This window comes from Nocardia neocaledoniensis (assembly GCF_029868625.1).
In the GTDB taxonomy this organism is placed as follows: domain Bacteria; phylum Actinomycetota; class Actinomycetes; order Mycobacteriales; family Mycobacteriaceae; genus Nocardia; species Nocardia neocaledoniensis_A.
Genome location: NZ_JARWOJ010000195.1, coordinates 1 through 20,493 on the forward strand (window position 1 = coordinate 1; position 20,493 = coordinate 20,493).

18 protein-coding genes are annotated in these 20,493 nt (G+C 61.6%); 8 read left to right on the plus strand and 10 right to left on the minus strand.

Features of this window, described 5'->3' with window-relative positions; all coding sequences use genetic code 11:
- Positions 1–176 precede the first annotated feature (176 nt).
- From QH270_RS14075 to QH270_RS14085, 3 genes are all read right to left on the minus strand, one after another.
- Complete coding sequence (locus QH270_RS14075) at positions 177–932, minus strand: hypothetical protein (RefSeq protein WP_280341864.1); 756 nt, start codon at positions 930–932, stop codon at positions 177–179.
- Between the two features lie 87 nt (positions 933–1,019).
- On the minus strand, positions 1,020–2,255 hold the full coding sequence (locus QH270_RS14080) for a cytochrome P450 (RefSeq protein WP_280341867.1): 1,236 nt from the start codon (positions 2,253–2,255) through the stop codon (positions 1,020–1,022).
- 158 nt (positions 2,256–2,413) lie between these two features.
- A complete protein-coding gene (locus QH270_RS14085; RefSeq protein WP_280341870.1) occupies positions 2,414–3,529 on the minus strand; it encodes a phosphotransferase in 1,116 nt (371 codons plus the stop codon).
- Between the two features lie 574 nt (positions 3,530–4,103).
- On the opposite strand from QH270_RS14085, the gene QH270_RS14090 reads away from it, so the two are divergent.
- The 4 genes from QH270_RS14090 (at position 4,104) to QH270_RS14105 (ending at position 7,200) form a co-directional block, all read left to right on the plus strand.
- On the plus strand, positions 4,104–5,177 hold the full coding sequence (locus QH270_RS14090) for a hypothetical protein (protein ID WP_280341873.1): 1,074 nt from the start codon (positions 4,104–4,106) through the stop codon (positions 5,175–5,177).
- A 202-nt stretch (positions 5,178–5,379) separates the two neighbouring features.
- Complete coding sequence (locus QH270_RS14095; RefSeq protein ID WP_280341875.1) at positions 5,380–6,024, plus strand: TetR/AcrR family transcriptional regulator; 645 nt, start codon at positions 5,380–5,382, stop codon at positions 6,022–6,024.
- Positions 6,025–6,266: 242 nt separating this feature from the next.
- Positions 6,267–6,860 carry a TetR/AcrR family transcriptional regulator gene (locus QH270_RS14100; protein WP_280341878.1) on the plus strand — a complete coding sequence of 198 codons (594 nt, stop codon included), beginning with the start codon at positions 6,267–6,269 and terminating at the stop codon, positions 6,858–6,860.
- A gap of 58 nt (positions 6,861–6,918) precedes the next feature.
- On the plus strand, positions 6,919–7,200 hold the full coding sequence (locus tag QH270_RS14105) for a hypothetical protein (protein WP_280341881.1): 282 nt from the start codon (positions 6,919–6,921) through the stop codon (positions 7,198–7,200).
- Positions 7,201–7,296: 96 nt separating this feature from the next.
- Here the strand turns inward: QH270_RS14105 and QH270_RS14110 are convergent, their stop codons facing one another.
- The 4 genes from QH270_RS14110 to QH270_RS14125 all read right to left on the minus strand — a co-directional run bounded on the left by QH270_RS14110 (position 7,297) and on the right by QH270_RS14125 (position 12,200).
- Positions 7,297–8,529 (minus strand): NAD(P)/FAD-dependent oxidoreductase, encoded by a 1,233-nt coding sequence (locus QH270_RS14110; RefSeq protein WP_280341884.1) that lies wholly within the window; start codon positions 8,527–8,529, stop codon positions 7,297–7,299.
- Positions 8,530–8,752: 223 nt separating this feature from the next.
- On the minus strand, positions 8,753–10,153 hold the full coding sequence (locus tag QH270_RS14115; protein ID WP_280342017.1) for an aldehyde dehydrogenase family protein: 1,401 nt from the start codon (positions 10,151–10,153) through the stop codon (positions 8,753–8,755).
- A gap of 79 nt (positions 10,154–10,232) precedes the next feature.
- A complete protein-coding gene (locus QH270_RS14120) occupies positions 10,233–11,753 on the minus strand; it encodes an acyl-CoA synthetase (RefSeq protein ID WP_280341886.1) in 1,521 nt (506 codons plus the stop codon).
- 42 nt (positions 11,754–11,795) lie between these two features.
- Positions 11,796–12,200 (minus strand): SCP2 sterol-binding domain-containing protein, encoded by a 405-nt coding sequence (locus QH270_RS14125; protein ID WP_280341889.1) that lies wholly within the window; start codon positions 12,198–12,200, stop codon positions 11,796–11,798.
- A gap of 228 nt (positions 12,201–12,428) precedes the next feature.
- Between QH270_RS14125 and QH270_RS14130 the strand changes: the two genes are divergently transcribed.
- Complete coding sequence (locus QH270_RS14130) at positions 12,429–13,001, plus strand: TetR/AcrR family transcriptional regulator (protein WP_280341892.1); 573 nt, start codon at positions 12,429–12,431, stop codon at positions 12,999–13,001.
- 64 nt (positions 13,002–13,065) lie between these two features.
- Here the strand turns inward: QH270_RS14130 and QH270_RS14135 are convergent, their stop codons facing one another.
- Positions 13,066–13,905, minus strand: a complete 840-nt coding sequence (locus QH270_RS14135; RefSeq protein WP_280341895.1) for an SDR family oxidoreductase — start codon at positions 13,903–13,905, stop codon at positions 13,066–13,068.
- Positions 13,906–14,959: 1,054 nt separating this feature from the next.
- Entirely contained in the window at positions 14,960–16,249 is a 1,290-nt protein-coding gene (locus QH270_RS14140) for an NlpC/P60 family protein (protein WP_280341898.1), read from the minus strand.
- Between the two features lie 357 nt (positions 16,250–16,606).
- On the opposite strand from QH270_RS14140, the gene QH270_RS14145 reads away from it, so the two are divergent.
- Positions 16,607–17,179, plus strand: a complete 573-nt coding sequence (locus QH270_RS14145; RefSeq protein ID WP_280341901.1) for a TetR/AcrR family transcriptional regulator — start codon at positions 16,607–16,609, stop codon at positions 17,177–17,179.
- A 372-nt stretch (positions 17,180–17,551) separates the two neighbouring features.
- Here QH270_RS14145 and QH270_RS14150 read toward each other — a convergent pair whose 3' ends face one another.
- Positions 17,552–19,396, minus strand: a complete 1,845-nt coding sequence (locus QH270_RS14150) for a wax ester/triacylglycerol synthase family O-acyltransferase (protein WP_348537657.1) — start codon at positions 19,394–19,396, stop codon at positions 17,552–17,554.
- A 152-nt stretch (positions 19,397–19,548) separates the two neighbouring features.
- Here QH270_RS14150 and QH270_RS14155 point away from each other — a divergent pair, with 152 nt between their 5' ends.
- Together QH270_RS14155 and QH270_RS34675 are read left to right on the plus strand one after the other, a co-directional pair.
- Positions 19,549–20,187 (plus strand): tyrosine-protein phosphatase, encoded by a 639-nt coding sequence (locus QH270_RS14155; RefSeq protein ID WP_280341905.1) that lies wholly within the window; start codon positions 19,549–19,551, stop codon positions 20,185–20,187.
- Positions 20,150–20,356, plus strand: coding sequence for a hypothetical protein (locus QH270_RS34675; protein WP_432420360.1), 207 nt, complete (start codon positions 20,150–20,152; stop codon positions 20,354–20,356). Before QH270_RS14155 ends, QH270_RS34675 begins: the two co-directional genes overlap by 38 nt.
- Positions 20,357–20,493 lie beyond the last annotated feature (137 nt).

Consider the following 20,493-nt stretch of genomic DNA (forward strand, 5'->3'; position numbering starts at 1 on the left):
GCCGAGACGGATCGCGGAGACCTTCTCCGCGACACGAGCTTTGAGCGCTTCCATGGCACTGTTGACCTCCCACTTCACTAAATTTTTCCCCCCCCCCCCCCGGGGGCCCCCCCCCCCCCCCCCCCCCCCCCCCACCCGTTATCAACGATTCGAGAGACGCGATGACGATGCGCCGCTCAGCCCCGGCTTGGGACCGGGTGCGGTTCAACGATCGAGGCGGAGTCAGCGGAGGCTGCTTCCTCTTCGTACCGCCGGTCGATCGCCTTCAAAGTAAACACCGTGATCACCATGAACCACAGGAAGAAGTCGGTCATCGGAATCCACCAGGCCAGGATCCCGTTCCAGGCGAACGGGCCGGTCTTGACATAGATCAACACGATCGGCGGCGCCATCTGGATGAACGCCATCAGTAGGCTGAAGTACCCGACCCAGCGCGGATACATCGGGGTGCGGCTCTGGTCGGACAAGATCGCGAGGCCGGTGGCACAGATCCAGACGACGAACGGCGGGAAGCCGACAACGAATGAGATCCATCCGAAGTCGTTGAGGATCTGGATGTTCTCCGCTGACTGGCTTTCCGGTCGGAAGGCGGCAGTGAACCACATCGTGATGGGCAGAATTATCAGTAGGGACGATGCAGCGAACGCGGCGATCTGAACGATAATGATCGTCGGGGCGACACCTCTGATTCGCCGTGTTTGCCCGATGATTCCAGCACCGAACACGAGGTAAAACATCGTACCGAAATAGCACAACGCCAACCCGGTCCGAATGCCGTTCGGGTTTTCTCGGTAGATTTCTGCGGTTCGCTCCGCGGTGTCATTCGGGCTCAAAGGCGGCAGAAACTTGGCAAACAGTACGAATCCGACAAAGAACAGCACTGCGAAAGCTACGCCGCCCCAGGTACAGATAATCTCAATTCTACGTTTCATGGCGCGAGCTCCTTTGCTTCGCTGAAGTGTTCCGGCCCAATCCACACGGGGGGTTCGATCCTCGCCGGTGTCACAGGTTTGCAGTGATCAGACATCCCACTCGAACTCGAGCTTCTCGGGACGGTGGAAGATCATCCCATCCTGCACCTGGATCTGCTGGTCTGGCACGACGCGCAGATTTGGTAGACGGGTGATAGCGGTTTCGATTGCGATACGCGCGTCAAGACGCGCAACGGACTGTCCGATGCAAGCATGGATTCCGCCGCCGAAGTGCATACTGTTGCGCATCTCTGTGGCGTCACGGTCGATGTTGAACTTTTCCGGGCACTCGAACCGGGACTCATCGTTGTTGGCGGACTGTACCAGCGCGAAGATGTTCGAGCCGGCGGGGATCTGCTGTCCGTGGAACTCGACGTCCTGCTTGACCCGACGCACGACACCGCGGGCTGGTGTCAAACGTCGCAACGACTCCTCGACAACCTTCGGGACCAGGGTCAGATCGTCGCGTACCCGGGCCAGAAGTTCCGGCTGCTCGCACAGTTTGTACAGCGAGTAACTGATGGCACCTGCGCTGGTCTCAAATCCGGCGATGACAAGCTGGCCTACAACACCGAGGACCTCACGGTCGGTCAGCCTCTTCTCGTCTCGCTCCTGCGCCAGAATCAAACCGCTGATGAGGTCGTCACCCGGGTTTTGGCGGCGAGCGGCGATCGCGTCAGTCAGGTACTCGCTGAAGCCGACTTGCTCTCGAGCCAGCTCCAACCGTCGCTCATCGGAGATCGTGGGCACAAAGAGCTCGGTGATGCCAAGGGTCCACTGATGGAACTGCTTGTGATCCTCCGGCGAGACGCCGAGGATCTTGATCAGTACCTGAACCGGCATCGGAGTCGCGAACCTGTCGACCAGATCCGCGTGCCCGAGGGGAATCAGCGGCTCGATGAGGCTGGTTGCGGCCTCACGGATCTGGCCTTCCCGCTTCGCGACGGCGGCCGGGGTCAAGGGCTTCGCGGCGAGTTTGCGAATGCGGTCGTGCTCAGGCGGATCAGTGTTGACCAAAGCCGGCTGCCACGGAGCGTATCCGTGCGGCAGGGACTCCTTTACCTCGTCGGGAATGTCCCCGACGAGATCGGAGGGCATGGCACCGAATCGTTCCGAGTCGCGAACCACGGTGAGTACATCGTCATACCGGCTCAAAATCCAGGCATCGAGTTCAGGAACGTGCAGCACGGGCGCGTGCTGGCGGAGCTCCTTGAACATCGGACAGGTGTCCCACATGCCCCGGAAGGCTTCCATCATCGATGGTCCTGCCGTCTGTTCAGTCATTGCTCATCCTCCAGATGATCGTTCCAAGTCACACGACCGGATCGCAGGGTGGTCGGTCGCGCGCTCAATGTGACAAAGCGATAGGGAGTGAACCCCTTCAACTGGCCCGGCATGTCCGCTGCTAAAGAACGCTGGTCGGACGTGCCACGGACCAGATGTCACTTCAGGCCGGCAACCGCAACTGAATCCAGGTCGATCGCCATATCGGCATATCGACGGATCTGATCGACGATCAGGCGGTCACCGCGCTCGGTCGATTCGACTTGGCTCGCTGCACCCACGAACAAGAAGACGCCATAGAGCGCGCCTTCCCGATAGGACGCCCAGCACTCGTCGAAGGCGAACCCTGTCACCCCGGCGCCGAGCAACTGCTGGTGGTAGTCGGTGATCAGGTCGCGCTCGGCCGAACGGCGCGTCTCCGTCGACAGCGAAGAACCGAGGAAGTAGGCGGGGTCGACTCCGGGGGGGCCGAGTCGCACTGTCTGGAAGTCGATGACGGTTGCGGTGCCGGCGTCCGAGTCGGTGCCGAACATGATGTTGTCGGTGCGGAAGTCACCGTGCTGAACGACCGTCGGCGACTTCCAGCTGCGAACCCACTCACCCGCCCGGGGCAGTACCGACTCAAACAGCTGCACGTGCTCGGGTTCGAGGCCGTGACCGAAACGGTCGAGGAACGGTACGAGTCCTGCCGAGAGGCCATCGAAGATTCCGAACGTGCGAGCCGGGTTAGCGATCCATTCCAGCTCGTGGAGCGCAGGTGAGTTCCACAGGGGCGCTTGGAAATTGACCAGCTGACGCAGCACGCTGGCGCATTCGTCGAGGCTTGAGGCCTGCAGCACGTCACCGGGCCGGGTTCGACCGCTGAGGTCTTCGAGAACCAAGTTGAAAAGGTTCGAGCCGGGATCGAAGTAGGAGTGGTAGCACTTCGGCAAGCTCATCTCGGTGAGCTGCGGAGCGATGTCGCGATAGAACGAGGTTTCCAGCTCGTACAGGCCCATCGCCTGCGCCAGTCCAGAGCTTCCCGGGTCGTCGGTGGGGAACTTCACGACGACTGAGGTCGGAGCCGTGGTCTTATCGGCATAGGTCAACGTCGCCCGGACCATTCGGGCGAGGAGGCCGCCGCCGATAGGTGCGAGCGCGACCTCCGCGATGCCCGGAGTACCTGGCGCTGCCTTCAGCACGGACTGGAACCAGTCGGTAGTCATGTCTGCGGTGCTCATCGCCACGGCAACGGGTTCCCGGGCCTCGGTGCCCTGGGTAGCGGACTGCGTCATACGTATCTTTCTCCTGCTGTGCACGGATGACCGGGCGGGCCGGCCTCGATTTTTAATCGATAATAGATTTCGACGAACTCATGCATGCCAGTCGAATACTGTGTTCGAACAGTATGTATGCTAGCTGGAGTGTTGTCAATCACATCTCCTTGGCGCACCCATGAGTGGCCTGCCAGCCACCCTCAGGAGCCGCAGCCCGACCGGCCGAACCCTCGCGATTTAGTGGCTTCTAACTGCAACAAGAGCGGCGCCGAGGACGGGACGCGACCGGACCGAGGCGCACACGCCACGCCTAGGCCTTGCGCTCCATGCGCCGTTCCCGGACAGTCACGTCGGGTCCGCCTGCGACTCCAGGCGCTCGCTACACGTCGAGGCTCGATTGTGAACCAATATTAAAAATCTCCTTGACCGATGTCCGCTTTGATGCCTACGGTGGACACGCCGTCGATGACGGCGCGCGCGAGCAGGCCCGCCGCGATCGGGGATCGAGTATCACACCATCACCCCTGAGGTCCGGATTCCCACAGCATCAGCGTCTCTCGCCGGATCCACACATCAATACCTAGGAGCAGGAATGGGCTGGAGCGACGAGGTCAACGCCGCTGATGAGTACTTCCACAAGCACAGCGACGACCCCTACTGGAGTGAGAACAGTCTGCTCGGATTCACGGTGCCGGAGCGGAATCTGTGCGGCTTCATCTATTTCTACTTCCGGCCGAACATGAACCTTGTGGTCGCCGGCCCAGCGATCTGGGATCACACCGGCGAGGACGTGTACAACTGCAAGTACTACGGCTGGGATCAGCACCTGGCCATCCCTGAAGGCGCCCAGATGTTCGACTTCGAATTGTCGAACTCGCTGTCTTGTAAAATGATCGAGCCTCAGCGGGAATACCGGTTCGGCTACGACCGACATGGTGTCAAGATCGATCTCACTTGGACGGCCGTAGCCGAGCCGCACTACATGAAGTTGTCCAAGACCGGCGAGGAAGACCCCGGCATCGCGAACTGGGTATCCAAGGATGGGGAGTACTCCGTCGGGCACTACGAGCAGGCAGGGCGCTTCCGCGGTACCGTCGAGGTCGAGGGTGAGGTGTTCGACATCGATTGCGGCGCCCTGCGCGACCGGGGATGGGGTCCGCGGCACGCGGACATCAAAGATCCATTGCGAGCTGGCTGGCCCTATGTCTTCGCATCGGCAGAGAGCGGATGGCACCTCTACGATCCTCAGACCACGCTGTCGTTCGACGAAGACCCGATCGAAGGCACGACTGAGACGGTGACGACTGGCTTCTACATCCGCGACGGGATCAAGGCCCGTGTTGTCGATGGAACTCGGCGAGCTACACGCGGCCGAGACGGCAGGGTGCTCACCCAGGTCATCGACTGCGTCGACGAGCTCGGCAGGGAACTTCACGCAGTCGGCCAGTCGATGAACTGGCTCAAGTGGCCGGTCAACAGCGACATCATGAACTGGTGGTCGCTGGTGAAATGGGAGTACGACGGCCAGGTCGTGTACGGCGAGGACCAGGACTTCATGAACTTCCGGCACTACCGCAAGTACTGGAAGCGCCTGCTGGAGACGGATCCCGGCTTGATGCACTGCTTCCCGCCCTCGCCCGACTACCCACCGTACGGCCAGCCGTGAGGCGTAGCGCTCGGGACCGTTCGACGTGCATTTGCCATCGTCTGCCCGCGTCAGCAGGCTCTGTACAGTCGAACTTCGACGCAGGACGACGATGACCCTGCACGCATGATGTGACTGGGTTGTCCGCTGCAAGCGGACAACCCAGTCGTACAATGTGTCGATACCAATTGCCATCGCCAGTGGAGAGAGGTGGACCCGCGCAGTGGTGCGACCAGCTGTCCGGAAAGTACGTGCCACACGAGCGGAAAGACGAGACCAGATCGCACAAAAACTGTTGTCCGCCGCGGAGCGCTTCGTCGTCGATGGGGCGAGCTTCACTGAGATCAGCGTCGAACAACTGATCACAGAGGCTGAGATCGCGCGGTCAACGTTTTACATGTACTTCGAAGACAAGGGAGCACTACTTCTCGAGCTCACCGACAGGGTCACCGTCACCATGGGCCAAGCAGCTCTTGCCTGGCTGGAACTGCCACCGAAATCAAGCCGATCCCAGTTGAGGGACGCGCTCAACCGGGTAGTCGAGGCATACTTCACTCATCGTCATATTCTTGCCGCGGTCGCCGAGGCCGCAGCGTACGACCCGCGCGTCAGGGCGCAGTACGGCGAGGTGATGGCGCGCAGAATCGAATTCATCACCGAACACTTCCTGGAACAGCAGCGACAGGGCGCCGTCCGACCAGATGTCGACGTACCGTCGGTGACTCCCTGGATTACGTGGATGATAGAGCGTTGCCTATACCAGTGGTTGGGCCACGATACACGTGACCAGTCGGAATTTACGACCCCGGATTTTACAGAAGGGCTGACCAGCGTCATTTGGTATACCTTCTACGAGGGCATCGGTTGAGTGAGCTGGCCAGCGGCTATCTTTTGAGCCGGCCCGGCGGAAGTAACAGTCATGGAGCATGGCAGACATCATTGTGTAATCTTCCTATGGTGGTATTGAGTTTACGTAGAACGTCAGCGCGGATGATCTAGGCCTTCCGGAGCATCGGCATCCACACTTCCGATGCTCCCGGCCGTCATCAAAGAACGCTCAGTGGACGCATATTTGGCGAAATTGTACCCACAGCCTGCCGACGGAGACCCATGGCCACCAAGAAGCAGTACTTCGATACCGCGCTTGAAATGCTCAATACCTGTGGATACGGGAGCCTCAAACAAGCATCGCTATGTCGCAGTCTCGGGGTGACTACGGGTTCGTTCTACCACTACTTTGGCGACTGGCACGACTTTACTGCACAGTTTCTCGACAACTGGCTGGCCCGGAGCAACACAGGGCTCGATTTCGCCGCCAGCCCGAAGGTACGCAAAGAACGGCTCGAATCCCTGCTCCGCTTTGGTACGACTCTCCCCCATCGTGCCGAAGCAGCGCTGCGGGTGTGGAGCGAACTCGATGCCCAGGCCTTCGAGATGCAATCCAGGATGGATCAACGCCGTATCGAGGTCGCCACTGAGGTTCTGCAAGATCCTCTTGATGCCCTATCGGCACAGCAACTGGCGGTCAGATGCCTGTATACGCTGATCGGATATCAGCACCTTCGGATAGGCGTAGGCTACCCCCCGCTGAAACCACTACTTCGAGAGATCGTTCGGCCGGCGCTCGGCACCCGTACACCGCTCGATTTGACGGAGTCGGAGAAATCCTCACCGCATCCGAGTGCGATAAATGTACGCGTGTAGGCGCCCAGTATTACCTAGCCACCCATAAAGCCCGGCATGGCAAGGGCGTCATATCCGGATGTACGTCACCATCTATGGTGACTTCGACATCAGATCGACGTTTGGCCATCTCTTCAGCGAAACGGGCTGCTTCTGTCCGGTCGCATTGGAAATCGAGTATTACTCCGAAGCGCGTAAAGATCGCACGCACATGCCGACGTCTCGTATCAGGAACGCACCGACCCAGCTCTATGAGATAGGCCAGCGCGGCCTGACGTTGCGCACACAGCGACCCGCGCCAGTGGGCATGTCGCTGCATAATCCGATGTGCCAGTTCGATCGTGAGATCAGTCGGCGTTAGTTCGCATGAGCCGAACAGGTCCGAGGCGAGCGGCGAGTGTCCGACACGATACGGAAACCGCTGTGAATTCCAGAACATCCGGGCCACCCGCCAACATTATGTGATCGGCGCACGCCGCTTCGCTTCAGCGAAGGCCAGGGCGTCGATCCAGCTTGTCTTCTTCATGAGAAGTCCGCGGTATTTCATGATGATCGACTGCCCGTTGATCGTCAGGACCCCTGCGAGCCTGTCACCCTCACGGTAGAGGGCGACGCAACGCCCATCCCGATCGAGATCGCCGTCGACGACACGGACTTCGTCGACCGCCGGAACACCCACAAACTGAATGCGGCTGTCGTACCAATCGGACCAGAAGTACGGGACTGTGGAATACGGCTTCGCGGCATCGGGGTCGAGTGCATTCCTGGCCGCGAAAGCGCCCTGCTCCGCTGCGCTGGTCCAGTGTTCCAGTCGCATTGAGCGCTCGAAGAGTGGGTTGTACCACTGCGCTACGTCGCCCGCGGCGTACACTCCGTCCACGCCAGACCAGAGGGTGGCGTCACACACCACGCCGTTGTCCAGAGTAAGTCCTGAACCTTCGAGCCAATTTGTTGCCGGCACCGCACCGATGCCGACCACGACGAGGTCGGCATCGATCGTTGTTCCGTCAGCCATACGTACACGTTCGACGCGGCCGTTGCCCTCCAGCCCAGCAACGCCCACGCCGCAACGCAAATCGGTGCCGTTTCGCTCATGCAGCGTCGAACACAACGGCCCCATGACCCCGCCGATAGACCGGACCAGTGGCGTCGGCAGCGCTTCGATGACCGTCACCTCGAGCCCGCGTTTGCGGGCGCCGGACGCTACCTCCGACCCGATGAAGCCAGCTCCGATGACCACCGTGCGGGCACCGGAATCCAGCGCCCGCCGCACCGCGACGGCGTCGTCGAGAGTGCGGAGGGTGTGCACGCCTTCCAGTCCCTCCGATCCCGGCAATCGCCTCGCCGATGCGCCCGTCGCGATGACCAGTGCCCCGTAAGAGATCCGGTCTCCGCCGACCTCGACGACACGGGCCTCGGTATCAAGACTTGTGGCGGGCGATCCCAGGACCAGATCGACGCCGAGTTCAGTGCGCAGGTGCTCCGCGGTCCGGAACTCCGTCGAATCCGGTTCCTCGTTCTCACCGAGCGGATCGAGATATGCCTTCGACAACGGCGGCCGGTCATAGGGCAGGTGATGTTCCGCGCCAACCATGGTCACCGTGCCGGAGAATCCGGCCTTCCGCGCAGCCTCCACCGCACGTAGCCCGGCAAGGCTAGCTCCCACGACGGTCAGATTCTCGATTGCCATATCCGTTCCTACTCCTTCGTTCTGTGGTCTTGCCACGCCGAGGTCCCGAACTGTCGATCCCGCCGGATTGGGTTCTGGAGCGACGCTGCCATGCAACGCATTGCCATCATCAGACGCCGCAAAGAATTTAATTGAAAGTAAATTAAATACATGCGTGGCGTCAAGTACCGCCTGCCTCCGTGGTTCGGCCGACTCAGAACCGTGTAAGCCCCCTACCCCGCACTCACAGGACCTTGCGCATGATCCGCAGGGCTTTGTCGGTGTATGGCGGGTACATCAGCGACAGGTCGGGCCAGAAGGTCTTCTTCAACACAGACTTCCGATGACTCAGCGTCTCGAACCCCCACCTGCCGTGGTAGGCACCCATGCCGCTGGCGCCGACACCGCCAAAGGGCAACTGCGGGACCAGGAAATGCATCGCGAGATGGTTGACGACGGCGCCACCAGAGGGGATCTCGTCAACAAGGCGCCGCTGATCACGCTTCGACGTGCTGAAGTAGTATGCTGCCAGCGGCTTGGGTCGACCGTTTACGAATGCGATCGCCTCGTCCAGCGACGAGTAGGACAACACGGGCAGGATGGGCCCGAAAATCTCCTCCTGCATCACGGCGTCGCTCGGATCCGGATCGACGAGAATGGTTGGTTCGACCCGCAACTGGGGCCTGTAGGAATTGCCCCCCAGGGCGAGCTCACCCTTGGTCCCGGTGAGGTAGCCTACGAGGCGGTCGAACTGTCGCTCGTTGATGATGCGTCGCCCACGTGGGTCGTCACCGCGCTCGAACTTCTTCGTGGTCGCGACGAGCTTTTCCACCAAGGCCTGACGAACACGCTCGTCGACCAGGATGTAGTCCGGCGCGATACAAGTCTGGCCCGAGTTCATGAACTTGACCCAAGCGACGCGGCGCGCGACGACGTCCAGATCCGCATCTGCAGTCACGATCACCGGACTCTTGCCGCCAAGTTCCAGAGTCACCGGTGTCAACGTCGCGGCTGCGCCCGCCATGATCTTCTTGCCGACTTCGGTTCCACCCGTGAATACCGCATGATCAAAGCCCTGCGCCAGCAAATCCTGGGTGACCTCAGCACCGCCCTCGACCACGAACACCGCCTCCGAGTCGAGGTACTCAGGCAGGAGGCGGGCGAGGAGGTTTGAAGTCGTCGGCACCAGCTCCGACGGCTTTACCACAGCGCAGTTTCCAGCGGAGAGCGCAGCGATCAGCGGAGCAAGTGTGAGGACTACCGGGTAGTTCCATGGACCGATGATGAGCACGACACCGAGAGGTTCGTACTGGATCCACCCTGAACCGGGCTGCTGGACTATCGGTAATGGCTGCCGTCGCCTACGCATCCAGCCTCGCAGGTGTTTCAGCGCAAACACCGCTTCACCACGAGTGGACGAGATATCGCCGAACCAGGCCTCGGCCGCGCTGCGACCGAGGTCAGCAGCCAAGGCCGCGGCGATCTGCTCCTCACGTTCATCGAGCAGCCGGATCAGGTTTTGCAGCTGCTCTACACGCCAGCGTCGAGACCGCGTCCGACCTGACGAAAAGCCCGCCCTTGCACGAGCAAGAACGTCTGCGACCACCGGATCATCTACCGACCGGCCAAGGGAGGGTGTGGACATCATCGTCTCCGTTTCGTTAGTGCTGTCGGGCTGGCAATCGGCGGGTGGCGCAGACTCAGCTTTCGGGCGGACCGGCGGCTCATCGAACTGATACATGCCGCTTCACGAGCTTTCCAGTGGCCGTGCGCGGTAGGACATCCACGAATTCCACGCTCTTGGGGGCCTTGTATTTGGCGATGCGATCGCGGACGTACTCGATGATCTCCTCCGCCAGCGCATCGTCTCGCGCGACTCCCGGATTCAACTGGACCACAGCCTTGACCTGCTGGCCCATTACCTCGTCCCGGACTCCGATCACCGCCACGTCGAAGATCGCCGGGTGCAGCGCGAGGACGTTCTCGATCTCTTGGGGATAGATATTCACACCGCCGGAGATGATCACGAAAGACTTCCGATCCGACAGGAACAGATAGCCTTGTGCATCGACATACCCCAGATCACCGATGGCGGTCCAAGTCGGATACACAGGATGTTGGGCTTCTGCGGTCTTCGCCGGGTCCTTGTGATATTCGAATGGAAGCACCTCACGCTCGAAATACACATTGCCGATCTCGCCGGCCCGAAGCTCTTTGCCCTCGTCATCACAGATGTGCACTGATCCGAGCATGCTACGTCCCACAGAGCCGGGCCGATCCAACCACTCCGGTGTGAAGATGACGCTAAGACCGTTTCCTTCCGTGGCACCGTAGTACTCTGCAAGCACCGGCCCCCACCAGTCGATCATGGCCCGCTTTACATCCGGAGGGCACGGCGCAGCGGCGTGCACAGCGAGACGCAGACTCGATACGTCGAAAAGATGCCGTGCCTCGGCAGGCAGTTGCAACATCCGCACGAACATCGTCGGAACCATCTGCGTCACTGTGACGCCGAACTTCTCGATCGCCGCCAAGGCTGCCTCGGCATCGAACTTCTCCATCAACACCACGGTGCCGCCGTAGGCGTGGACAACGCCACACCATCGCAGCGGCGCCGCGTGGTAGATCGGCGCGGGCGACAGATAGACGTCGGCGGGATTGATCTGGAAGACCTTGCCGGCGACAGCGGTCAGAGGATCACCCGGCTGGTCCACCGAGATACCCGGCAGCGGCGGTTTGATTCCCTTGGGGAGTCCGGTAGTACCCGAGGAGTACAGCATGTCCGATCCGCGGGGCTGCTCGGCCAAGCGGGAGCCTGCTGCATCCAGCAGAGTCTCATAGCTTTCGTAGCCGTCGATCGCGCCTCCGAAGGCAACCCAGCGCTGCACTCCCGGAACCCGCTCTACGAGAGCACGCGCAAGTTCGCTGACCCCGGCGGACGCCAGCACGATCTTCGCGTCACTGTCCTCGACAATGTAGGCGACTTCGGCGGCAACCAGGTGACGGTTCACAGCGGTGATATACAGGCCACTTCTCAGGGCTGCCCAGTAGATCTCGAAGCATTCGAGAGCGTTATCGGACAACATCGCGATGACATCACCTGGGCGCAGCCCGGCATCGTGCAGTGCGCGCGCGAGCTTTGCGGAGCGGTCATCCAGTTCGCGATAGGTGAGCACGCGACCCGACTCGGCCAGGATTGCGGCCGGCTTGTCAGGAGTCGATTCAGCGTGGGCGCCTGGGTACATGGCAGAAACACCTTCTGTGGCTGAGCAGGGATCGTTCGGTCGTCAGAGCAGCAAGTCGGTGCGGCCGTCGCGCTCGAGATGGTCGATGTAGACGGGGTAGAGCTTGCTGCCGAGAGGGGCAAGCTTGAGCATGTTCGCGATGTTGCCAGAAACCTTGATTCGGCCCCGTGCCATCGCGAGGGGCAGATTGACCTTTCCTTGCCAGTAGGCGTTGCCGGTATCAGCGTCCATGCGCATGCCCGCCGTGGCACGTGCAAGATGCTCAGCCCCTTCTTCAACGGTCCGTCCGGGGGCGTCCACGACGACAACCGCATCGGGGTTGGAAAATTCGAACGCCAGCACGATCCCGGTGGCTTCAAGCTTGGGGCCGATCTCCGGGTCGGCGAACGCCGCGTCGAAGATTCCGCCGATGTACTTGCGTACCTCGCCTGCATCTTTGAAGGCCATCAGACTCTCCTCTCACCCTGAACTCGTCCAGGTGGTGAATATAATTTTGATTAAATTCTATGCTCAACGACCTGGGCCTGCACCGGACCAAGCGAGTCGATCCCGTACCTTCCTGTTCGGATCGGCCGCTGTCGCCGTGTCGCCCATCACACTCGCGATGGGAGTATCGTAGACATAAGTCGACTTATGCACAAGGGTGGTCTTGAGTAGTCCACCAGAGGGAGAACCATGGCCACGATCGTGACCAGGCAAGACTACTTCGACGCAGCACTCGAGCTGCTGTCCTCCGAGGGTTACGGCGCGGTGAAGCTGGCGCCGGTATGCCGACATCTCGGCGTGACCACGGGGTCGTTCTACAACTACTTCGAGAGCTGGCGAGACTTCATCGACCACTTCCTCACGAACTGGCTTTCCGCTAATACTACTCAGCTGGTCGTATCGGCGCGACAGCGTGAGAACCCAATCGATCAACTCGAAGCGCTGCTGCAGTTCACCCTCGCCCTGCCGCATCGAGCTGAGGCCGAGATACGGGCATGGAGCAAGGTCGATCCCATGGTCCGCCAAGTCCAGGAGGCTGTGGACCAACAGCGCCGTGCGGTCGTTCTCGAGGCTGCCCGCATGGTCTTCGACGAAGACGATGCGCTGCACTACGCCGAATGGGGCATCTATGTCCTGGTCGGCTATCAACTGCTCGACTCCGATAACGACACTTCGTCTCTGGAATGGGCTCTGCGCAAGCTGCTCGATCAGATCGTTGCTCAAGCCGGTATCACCCCCGATCCCGTCGAGAATCCGGCCTGACCCTCGGGGGCGTCGCCGATCCAACTCCCACGTTCAGTCATCCGGCGACGCGCCCGGGCTGGCGTCAGGGGTTGATCCGCGAGTCGTATCCGCGGCGGGCAGTAGCGTCGAACGAGAGGAACGCGCTGTCGGCTCCGATCAGCCTGTTCATCCAGTCGCGCAAGCGGCGGCCGATCAGCGGCTGACTCCACAGAACCGCCCCGAGCACCCCGGGCAGGTACACATCGGGCTTACGCGTTGCAACAGCAGCAACGATCGCCTCGGCAACTTCTTCCGGTTCCAGGTTGCCGATGAACTTCGTCCCAGCCGTACCTGCGATGAGCTCGGTGTTCGTGAACGACGGCATCACGCAGGTGAAGGAGACCCCGGAGCGCGCGAACTCGACACGAGCAGATTCCGTGGCAGAGATCACAGCTGCTTTGCTGGCAGCGTAGGTCAGCCCACCGGGAACCGGGGACTTTCCGGCCACCGATGCAACGTTGATGATGTGCCCCTGGCGACGTGCGATCATGCCAGGCAGCGCGCTCCGCATGCCGATGATGGCACCACCGGCGTTGATTTCCAGGACGCGCTTCGACAGAGCGGTCTTCTCATCGATGAACGGACCGATTGGCATGATGCCCGCGTTGTTGATAAGGACGTCGAGCTTGCCAAACTTCTGCTCAGCGAAGGCGACGAAGTCAGCGAACGAGCTTTCATCGGTGACATCGACTCGGACAGCATCTACGCTGCCGCCCAGCTCATCCGCAGCCTCCTTCACTGCCACCTCGTCGATGTCACCGATGATCACATGGACCCCACGACGGTGCAGCGCCCTCGCGGTTGCAAATCCGATCCCCCTGGCACCTCCGGTAACGGCAACAACCTTGCCCGCAACACGCCCCGAGAGTTTCGCTTCGTTCATCTTCCTACCCACTTCACTGGAGGTCGGCGCCAGGCTCGACCGGCTGTGGCCACGCTCCAGAAAACGCGACCCGAATCACATCCATATTAGAATACAGATTAAAATTTGACCACCGCATCGCAGTCTGGTGCGGTCCTCCCGCGCCGTGTGACAGCGCCACCTTGATGTTCATCCCCTGGAAGTAGTGGTGCCGGGCCAGCCCCGACTACGCGCCTCATTCGCGACCGTGCTGTTGAGGTTGCCTGGGGGCGAGTAGTTAGCCTTCGTTACAGGGGGCGCGGCGCCCGAAGTCGACAGCGCGAGGCGGCTCGGCCAGCGGCGGCAGTCACCGAGATCCAGGTGAAGCCGGAAGTCGAGGCCCGACCCGAAACGTCACGTACGCCATACGCGACCGGGAAAACGGGCGTAAGACCCACTACGACCACTTCAACAGTATGTCGTCGATCAACCGGACCGCGCGCCGACCAGCCAAGGCCATGTCTTCGCCCAGTGAGAGGTGACTGCCGCAATCAGCAGCAATGACGCGCAGTCGTCAGCCGCCACATCCCGTGCTCGACCACCACAGTAATCGCCACGCCACCCCCGGCCAGAACCCTCCTTCTCCAGCAGTTACCCGATCCGCTCAAGTCCCCGACGGGTCCGCGCACTCGATCTTAGTCAGTGTCGTCGTGGCATGGCCGAGCCCGCTCATCCTGCTCCGACTGGTCGCCGACGCATACGCCTTGTGAACACGTGCATGAATCGGGCGCCCTTCTCGGGTTCGCCCTCAATGGTCGACCGCCCGTCATCGGCGGTGGCGCCGCTCACGGCCAGTCTGCGGACCTGCGCCCCGCCCCCCAACCCAGGCCGTGATGTTGAGCGCGTGCCGACCCTCGCTCACGACCGGGCCGTCCCGGTCGACGGTGTCTTCGCACGGACGGTGCTCGCGTCGGCGTGCTGGTGATGTGCGGGCCGAGCGATGCTCGGCGGCGCGAAGTTGTTGGCAACGCGTACACGTCTGCCTACCCGGGTAACGTCCGGGTAGGCAGACGAGGCACCAACGTCGTGACGGCGTTCAACCAAGGATGCGACGGGCTTTCATGCCCTCGAGAATCGGGCCAGCTTTCACCACATCGCCCGGCTGCGGTGCGTGAATCATCTGACCGTCGCCCAGGTAGATGCCGACGTGGCCCGGGCTTCCGTCGTGCCAGTTTCCGAACACCAGGTCGCCTGCGCGGGCCTCAGACAACGGAACTTCCCGACCCACCTGCCATTGAGTCTCTGATGTCCGCGGGAGTGTGATCGCACCGCCAGTCGCCGCGTAGACCACGTGAGATGTCAACCCTGAACAATCGAATCCACCGCCACTCGGGCCATGGATCCCGCCGCCGCCCCACACGTAGGGAATTCCAAGGAATTCCATTGCCCGGCCTACGAAGTCGAGGCCCTGGCCGCTCGATACGATGCCGTTGAACGGAACCAGCAGCTGTTCGAAGTAGGGCTCGAGGCCCCGCACCTTGGCGACATACGGTTTGGTCTGGTTCTCGTAGTCGGGAGCACCGGAGGGCATGCCCATCGAAGACAGCACCGCGCCGAGGCCTGCGTTGTACCCGGCAACCGCGAGATCGACAGGGTCGCCGTGGACCCGCCCCAGCGCTCGCCACACTTCAATCTGGCCGTACATATCGCACAGGTACCGACCTGATGCCATTACCGAGTCCGGGACACTGTTGATGTCGCCCGGTCCATCCCTCTGTTCCGACTTGCCGTAGATCTTCCAGGTGGACTCCATGAACTGCCCGGGTCCCCGAGCTCCCGCCGGCGAGATGGGTGCATCCGGGCCATACCGGAAGTTGTTCTCTGCGGAGTAGATCGCTGCGATCGTAGCCGGCTTGATTCCGTCGCAGATCCGACCGGCCTTCACCAGCCACGGCCCGAACACTGGGAACCCACCGTGGCCGGTCGGCACGGCCGCCGCAGGCGATGGGGTGATCGCCGAGTAGGCGTAGTTGGCGACTCCTGCCGACTCTACAGCGGATGAGGAAGCGCCCCGTGGGACTGATTCAGACCCAGTGCCCAAAGTTCCTGGCGGAGTGATACTTTCAGCCGGAGGCGCTACCTCTGATACCGGCACACCGAACTCGGATGCCGCAGCGGCAAGCCCGTCCTCGACAACCTGTTGAACCTGCGGCGGCAGTTGCGCTGTGAGCTGTTCAAGCTGGTTTCCAATCGCTGGCGCGGCCGCAACGACATCGGAGACATACAGCTGGATGGGGTCTGGTGGATTCGTATTATTCACGGCTCCGGCGGCGGCAGCGATGATGGCGGCGACGGCCGAAGCTGGATCGGACACCTCGATCACCACCCAGCCGAGGCTCGTGCAGCTGCCGAACGACCTGGTGGGCGCGAGACGGCATCAGCGAATTGCGGTATGGAAGCTCGGCATGTATCCATCTTCATCTCCACCAGTCGACTCCGGCCACAGGCATGCCAGGTACTCGTCGACCTCTCGGGCAGCCACCGCCAGATATAATCTATGTTTGATTAGAAACGCCTCTGGAGCCTCTGCCCCGACGACATAGACCGGGGGTTTGTGACCTGAAGCACTTCGGCAAGAAGGCTAGCATAAGTCGACTTATGCGTACAGCCCCTCCCGACTACGCCCGCCTAGCGACAGGCCCCCATGTCAACTTCACCTGCACCCATCACACCCCAACGACCGATGCGCGCCGATGCGCGTCGCAACTACGAACGCCTTCTCGAACAGGCCCGACATGTCTTCTCCGAGCGGGGTCCCGACAGCTCTCTAGACGAAATCGCCCATCGGGCAGGGGTCGGTAGCGCGACCCTGTACCGCCACTTTCCGGATCGAGATTCCCTGATCAGGGCAGTTGTGAACGCGGAGTGCAAGGCGTTGGTCGATCTCGGCGAACGCCTCCTCGATCACTCGGCCCCTCTCGCCAGTCTCACTCAGTGGATGCGCGCAGCCATTGCCTATGCCGCGGCCTACCGCGGCCTGGCCGCCGCGTCGATGAAATCGGAGTTGGACGCAGCGCCTCAATCGGTCGACTCGTGGCACGAGCCAACCTTCGCAGTCGGCGCGGCACTGCTCAGACAGGCTCAACACGCCGGCGTCGTTCGTTCCGATATACAGACGGTCGATGCCCTTCGGATGGTGATCGCAATCGCTTGGGCCACCGCTCAGCCCGCCGTGTCCGGTTCAGGCCTTGAACACACCGAACTCCCCGACCGGCTCCTCCATCTTCTACTGGACGGTCTACGCCCCGACATCTGACGCTACATCACGATTCAGCTCGCGGCTCTGCGGAGAGCGCCCGATGGACAATGACTGCATGAGTCGATGACACAGCGGAGCGTTCGTACCGTGCCGGCAACTGCGGGGACGTTGCAAGCCTGGCCGGCGGACACAGGCCGGTCACTCCGCATCTGCGCCCCCGCAGGTCGAGAGGCAGTGACAGCAGTCGCGTTGTAGAGACCGTTCTCCCGGTCGCATCTCGACACCATGACTCGAGGTTGGTCTCACTTTGCCGATGGCCACCATCCGCGGGCGTGGATGCCTTGTCCAGAATTCGGACAACACCCACGCCCGACACCCACGACGAGCACGTCACCGCACGGACTGGTCAGGATTGAGCAGCCTGTGTGTTCAGCCCGATACCGCCGACACGAGCTCCTTCAATTCGGCGCGGATGTCCTGCAGCAGCTCCCACGCATCCGGCGCTACGCTGCCCGCTGCGACGATCCCCACATCGATTTTGTCCATGTAGCTGACGACAGTGATGTTGAGGCCGACTCCGGAGAAGATGAGGCTCAGCGGGTACTGCGCGAGAACCGGCGCCCCAGCCAGCCCAAGTCGGACGGGAGACCCTGGGATGTTGGAGATGACCAGATTAACCGGAGGCGGAATGCGCCGCGATGACACGAGCGCTGCGACAGCACGGCACGCCAATGGCAGCAGGGGCGGCGGAAGAAGCGAATTGGTGTCGACAAGCAGCGAGTCTGGTACCGACCGACCACGGGCCTTGCATGCCCCCATCTCTTGCCGAGCGGCGTCCAGACGTGCGACAGGGTCTTCAACGTCGGTAGGAAGGCGTGCAATCATAGAAGAGAACCTGTTTCCATACAGCTCCCCAGCGCCGCGCACGGTCACCGGGACGAACGCCAGCAGCGGCGCTGATGGCAGCTGATCATGGACATCAAGCCAGCGGCGCAGCGCACCGCCACACAGGGCCATCACAACATCGTTGACGGTCATCGAGGTTGCCTTCTTGATCGCGAGAATATCGGCGAAATCCAGGCTTCCGAATGCTGTACTGGGCGAGTCCGACAAGGCAGTGGTGAATGGTGTCACCGGCGCAACGAGGGTGTTCGATCCGTTGTAGCTACCTTCCTTCCGGGTAATTGCCCTGGCAAACCGGGCCAGCGACAACACCCCCGGCAAAGATCGCAACGTGGGGTGTTCGTCTAAGTGCGGCAATGCACGAGTGGCAGCACCCAACGAGGCGAACGGGTGGACAAGGAGAAGCCCGAGCCCCCGCAGTAGCGACGCCACCGCAGCGGGCTCCTCTCTGCCTACGATTTCCGTGCCGACTTCTGCCAGTAAATCCTGGGCGTCGTCATACAGAGACGAGAACAGCCGCCCTGCCGAGACTCCATCGATCGTGGCGTGGTGCAGCACGATCCCTAGCGCGACTCGGCGATCTTGCAAACCCGAGAACACCACGACTCGCCACAACGGACGGGACCGATCTAATGGCTGAGCCAACACCGCCGACGCGGCACGGGCCAGGCTGCGGTCGTCTCCAGGCTGATCGATCGTCACCTCGGTCACATGGCTGTCGATATCGACATCGACTTCGACGATTGAGGGATGCTCAAGTCCGAGCGGGGCGGCCCGCAGCTTCCACCTAAGCGGCGGCAGCAGATGGATCCGCTGGGATATCCGGTCTCGGATATCGTCAATCGTTACTGCGGGCTTGCCCGCCGGCACACCCAGGTGCACCAAGGCTAGATAGTGGCCCCGTTGCGTTCCCCTCTCCAATGCAATGAACTGGGCATCGAGATCACTAACTCTTGTCAACAGCTGCTCCCACCGATTCGAGGTGGCACATCCCGGCGTTCGAACGCCACTGGCCGAGCAAGGGAGTTGCCTCAACAATTCCGAATACATATTAAAATACTTGTACGGCGCATCCTGCCGAAAACTCCTCCCACCAGCGGTGAGATCCCCCACATTGCCCCCGGTGGCCGGCCGGCCGATGCAACATCCGACGGCACGTCGAAGCCGAACCCGTTGGCCGACAGACGCAACCGCGCCCGCCCACCGCACGCACCAGACGCGGCCAGGCGCACCCCCCAAACTCGAAGATGCCGCGAAGGGGACGCCACCACACGACATCGACACCAGCATCGCCCTCGTAACAGGCGGGGCGGCGCCAAGCCGCGCAAGCGAAAGCACCGCAGCGCGCCACGAATTCGCCTTGCAGTTCATCACAGTTCACTCCGCGCGCGTAGGAGTTTCGTATCCGCATTCAAATACGTGACCCGCCCTGGCTCACGAGACGAAACCCACGCAAACAGGAGGAATCGGATGCCGGTTTCCACTGCGCCGAGCTAATACAATCCTGGGTCTGGCCAGCGGGGTTGCTGTTCTCTCCCTCCATCGAATCACCGGGTGCCCACGATCTTCCAGCGCTCCGGATCGCGTCCTCCGCGGCGGAGCCGGGAGCCACTCCAGTCGTCCAGGCACCACGACTGGCCAGTATCGACAACTTTCGCGACATTGCCGACACAGGGAACGGGCATCCCACACAGCACGGTGAGCACGCACGTCAGGGTGCGGTCTACCGCTCCAACGCGCTCACAGCCAGCGATGCGGACCTGACGGTTCTCGACGGGCTCCATCTGTCTACAGTGTTCGACCTGCGCAGCGCCGACGAGATCGCACAAAAACCGGACCGTATGCCAGTTGGCGCGAACTACGTCAGTATCCCCGCACTCGGCGGTGACCTGTCCGGTGCCGCCGCCAAGCTCAGTTCTGTCGAGGATTCCAGAGAGCTCATGCGGGAGGTAACCAGATCGTTCGTTACCGGCGAAACAGAGAAGGCCGGATTCGCAGGACTACTCAGTCAGATCGCCGAGCGGGAAGGGCCCTTCGTCATACACTGCACCGCGGGCAAAGACCGAACCGGGCTGGGCAACCGTCCTCCTGCTCAGCATCGCGGGGGTATACCCCGCTATCATCATGGGGGACTACCTGCTCAGCAATGCATATTCAGCTGAGTCGATCACTGCCACTCTCGCACAGACCACTGGAACGAAAGGCGTTGAGGCAGCGACGATTTACGCCCGGCTGCTCGCAGTAGCTCCGAGTGCTTCGAAGCAGCGATTGCGCAGATGCCCAGGGACTACGGCTAACTGCACCAGTACCTGCGCACCGGACTGCGATTGAGCGAAGAGACGATTCTGAACATCCGAATGCGTCTCACAAACTAGACGAAATCCGCCCCGCACTGCCACGATTTGAACGACGTAGGACGCGGCCGATGCTGTGAGCCCCTCTCCACCAACCTGAACTCGGCTGGGAAA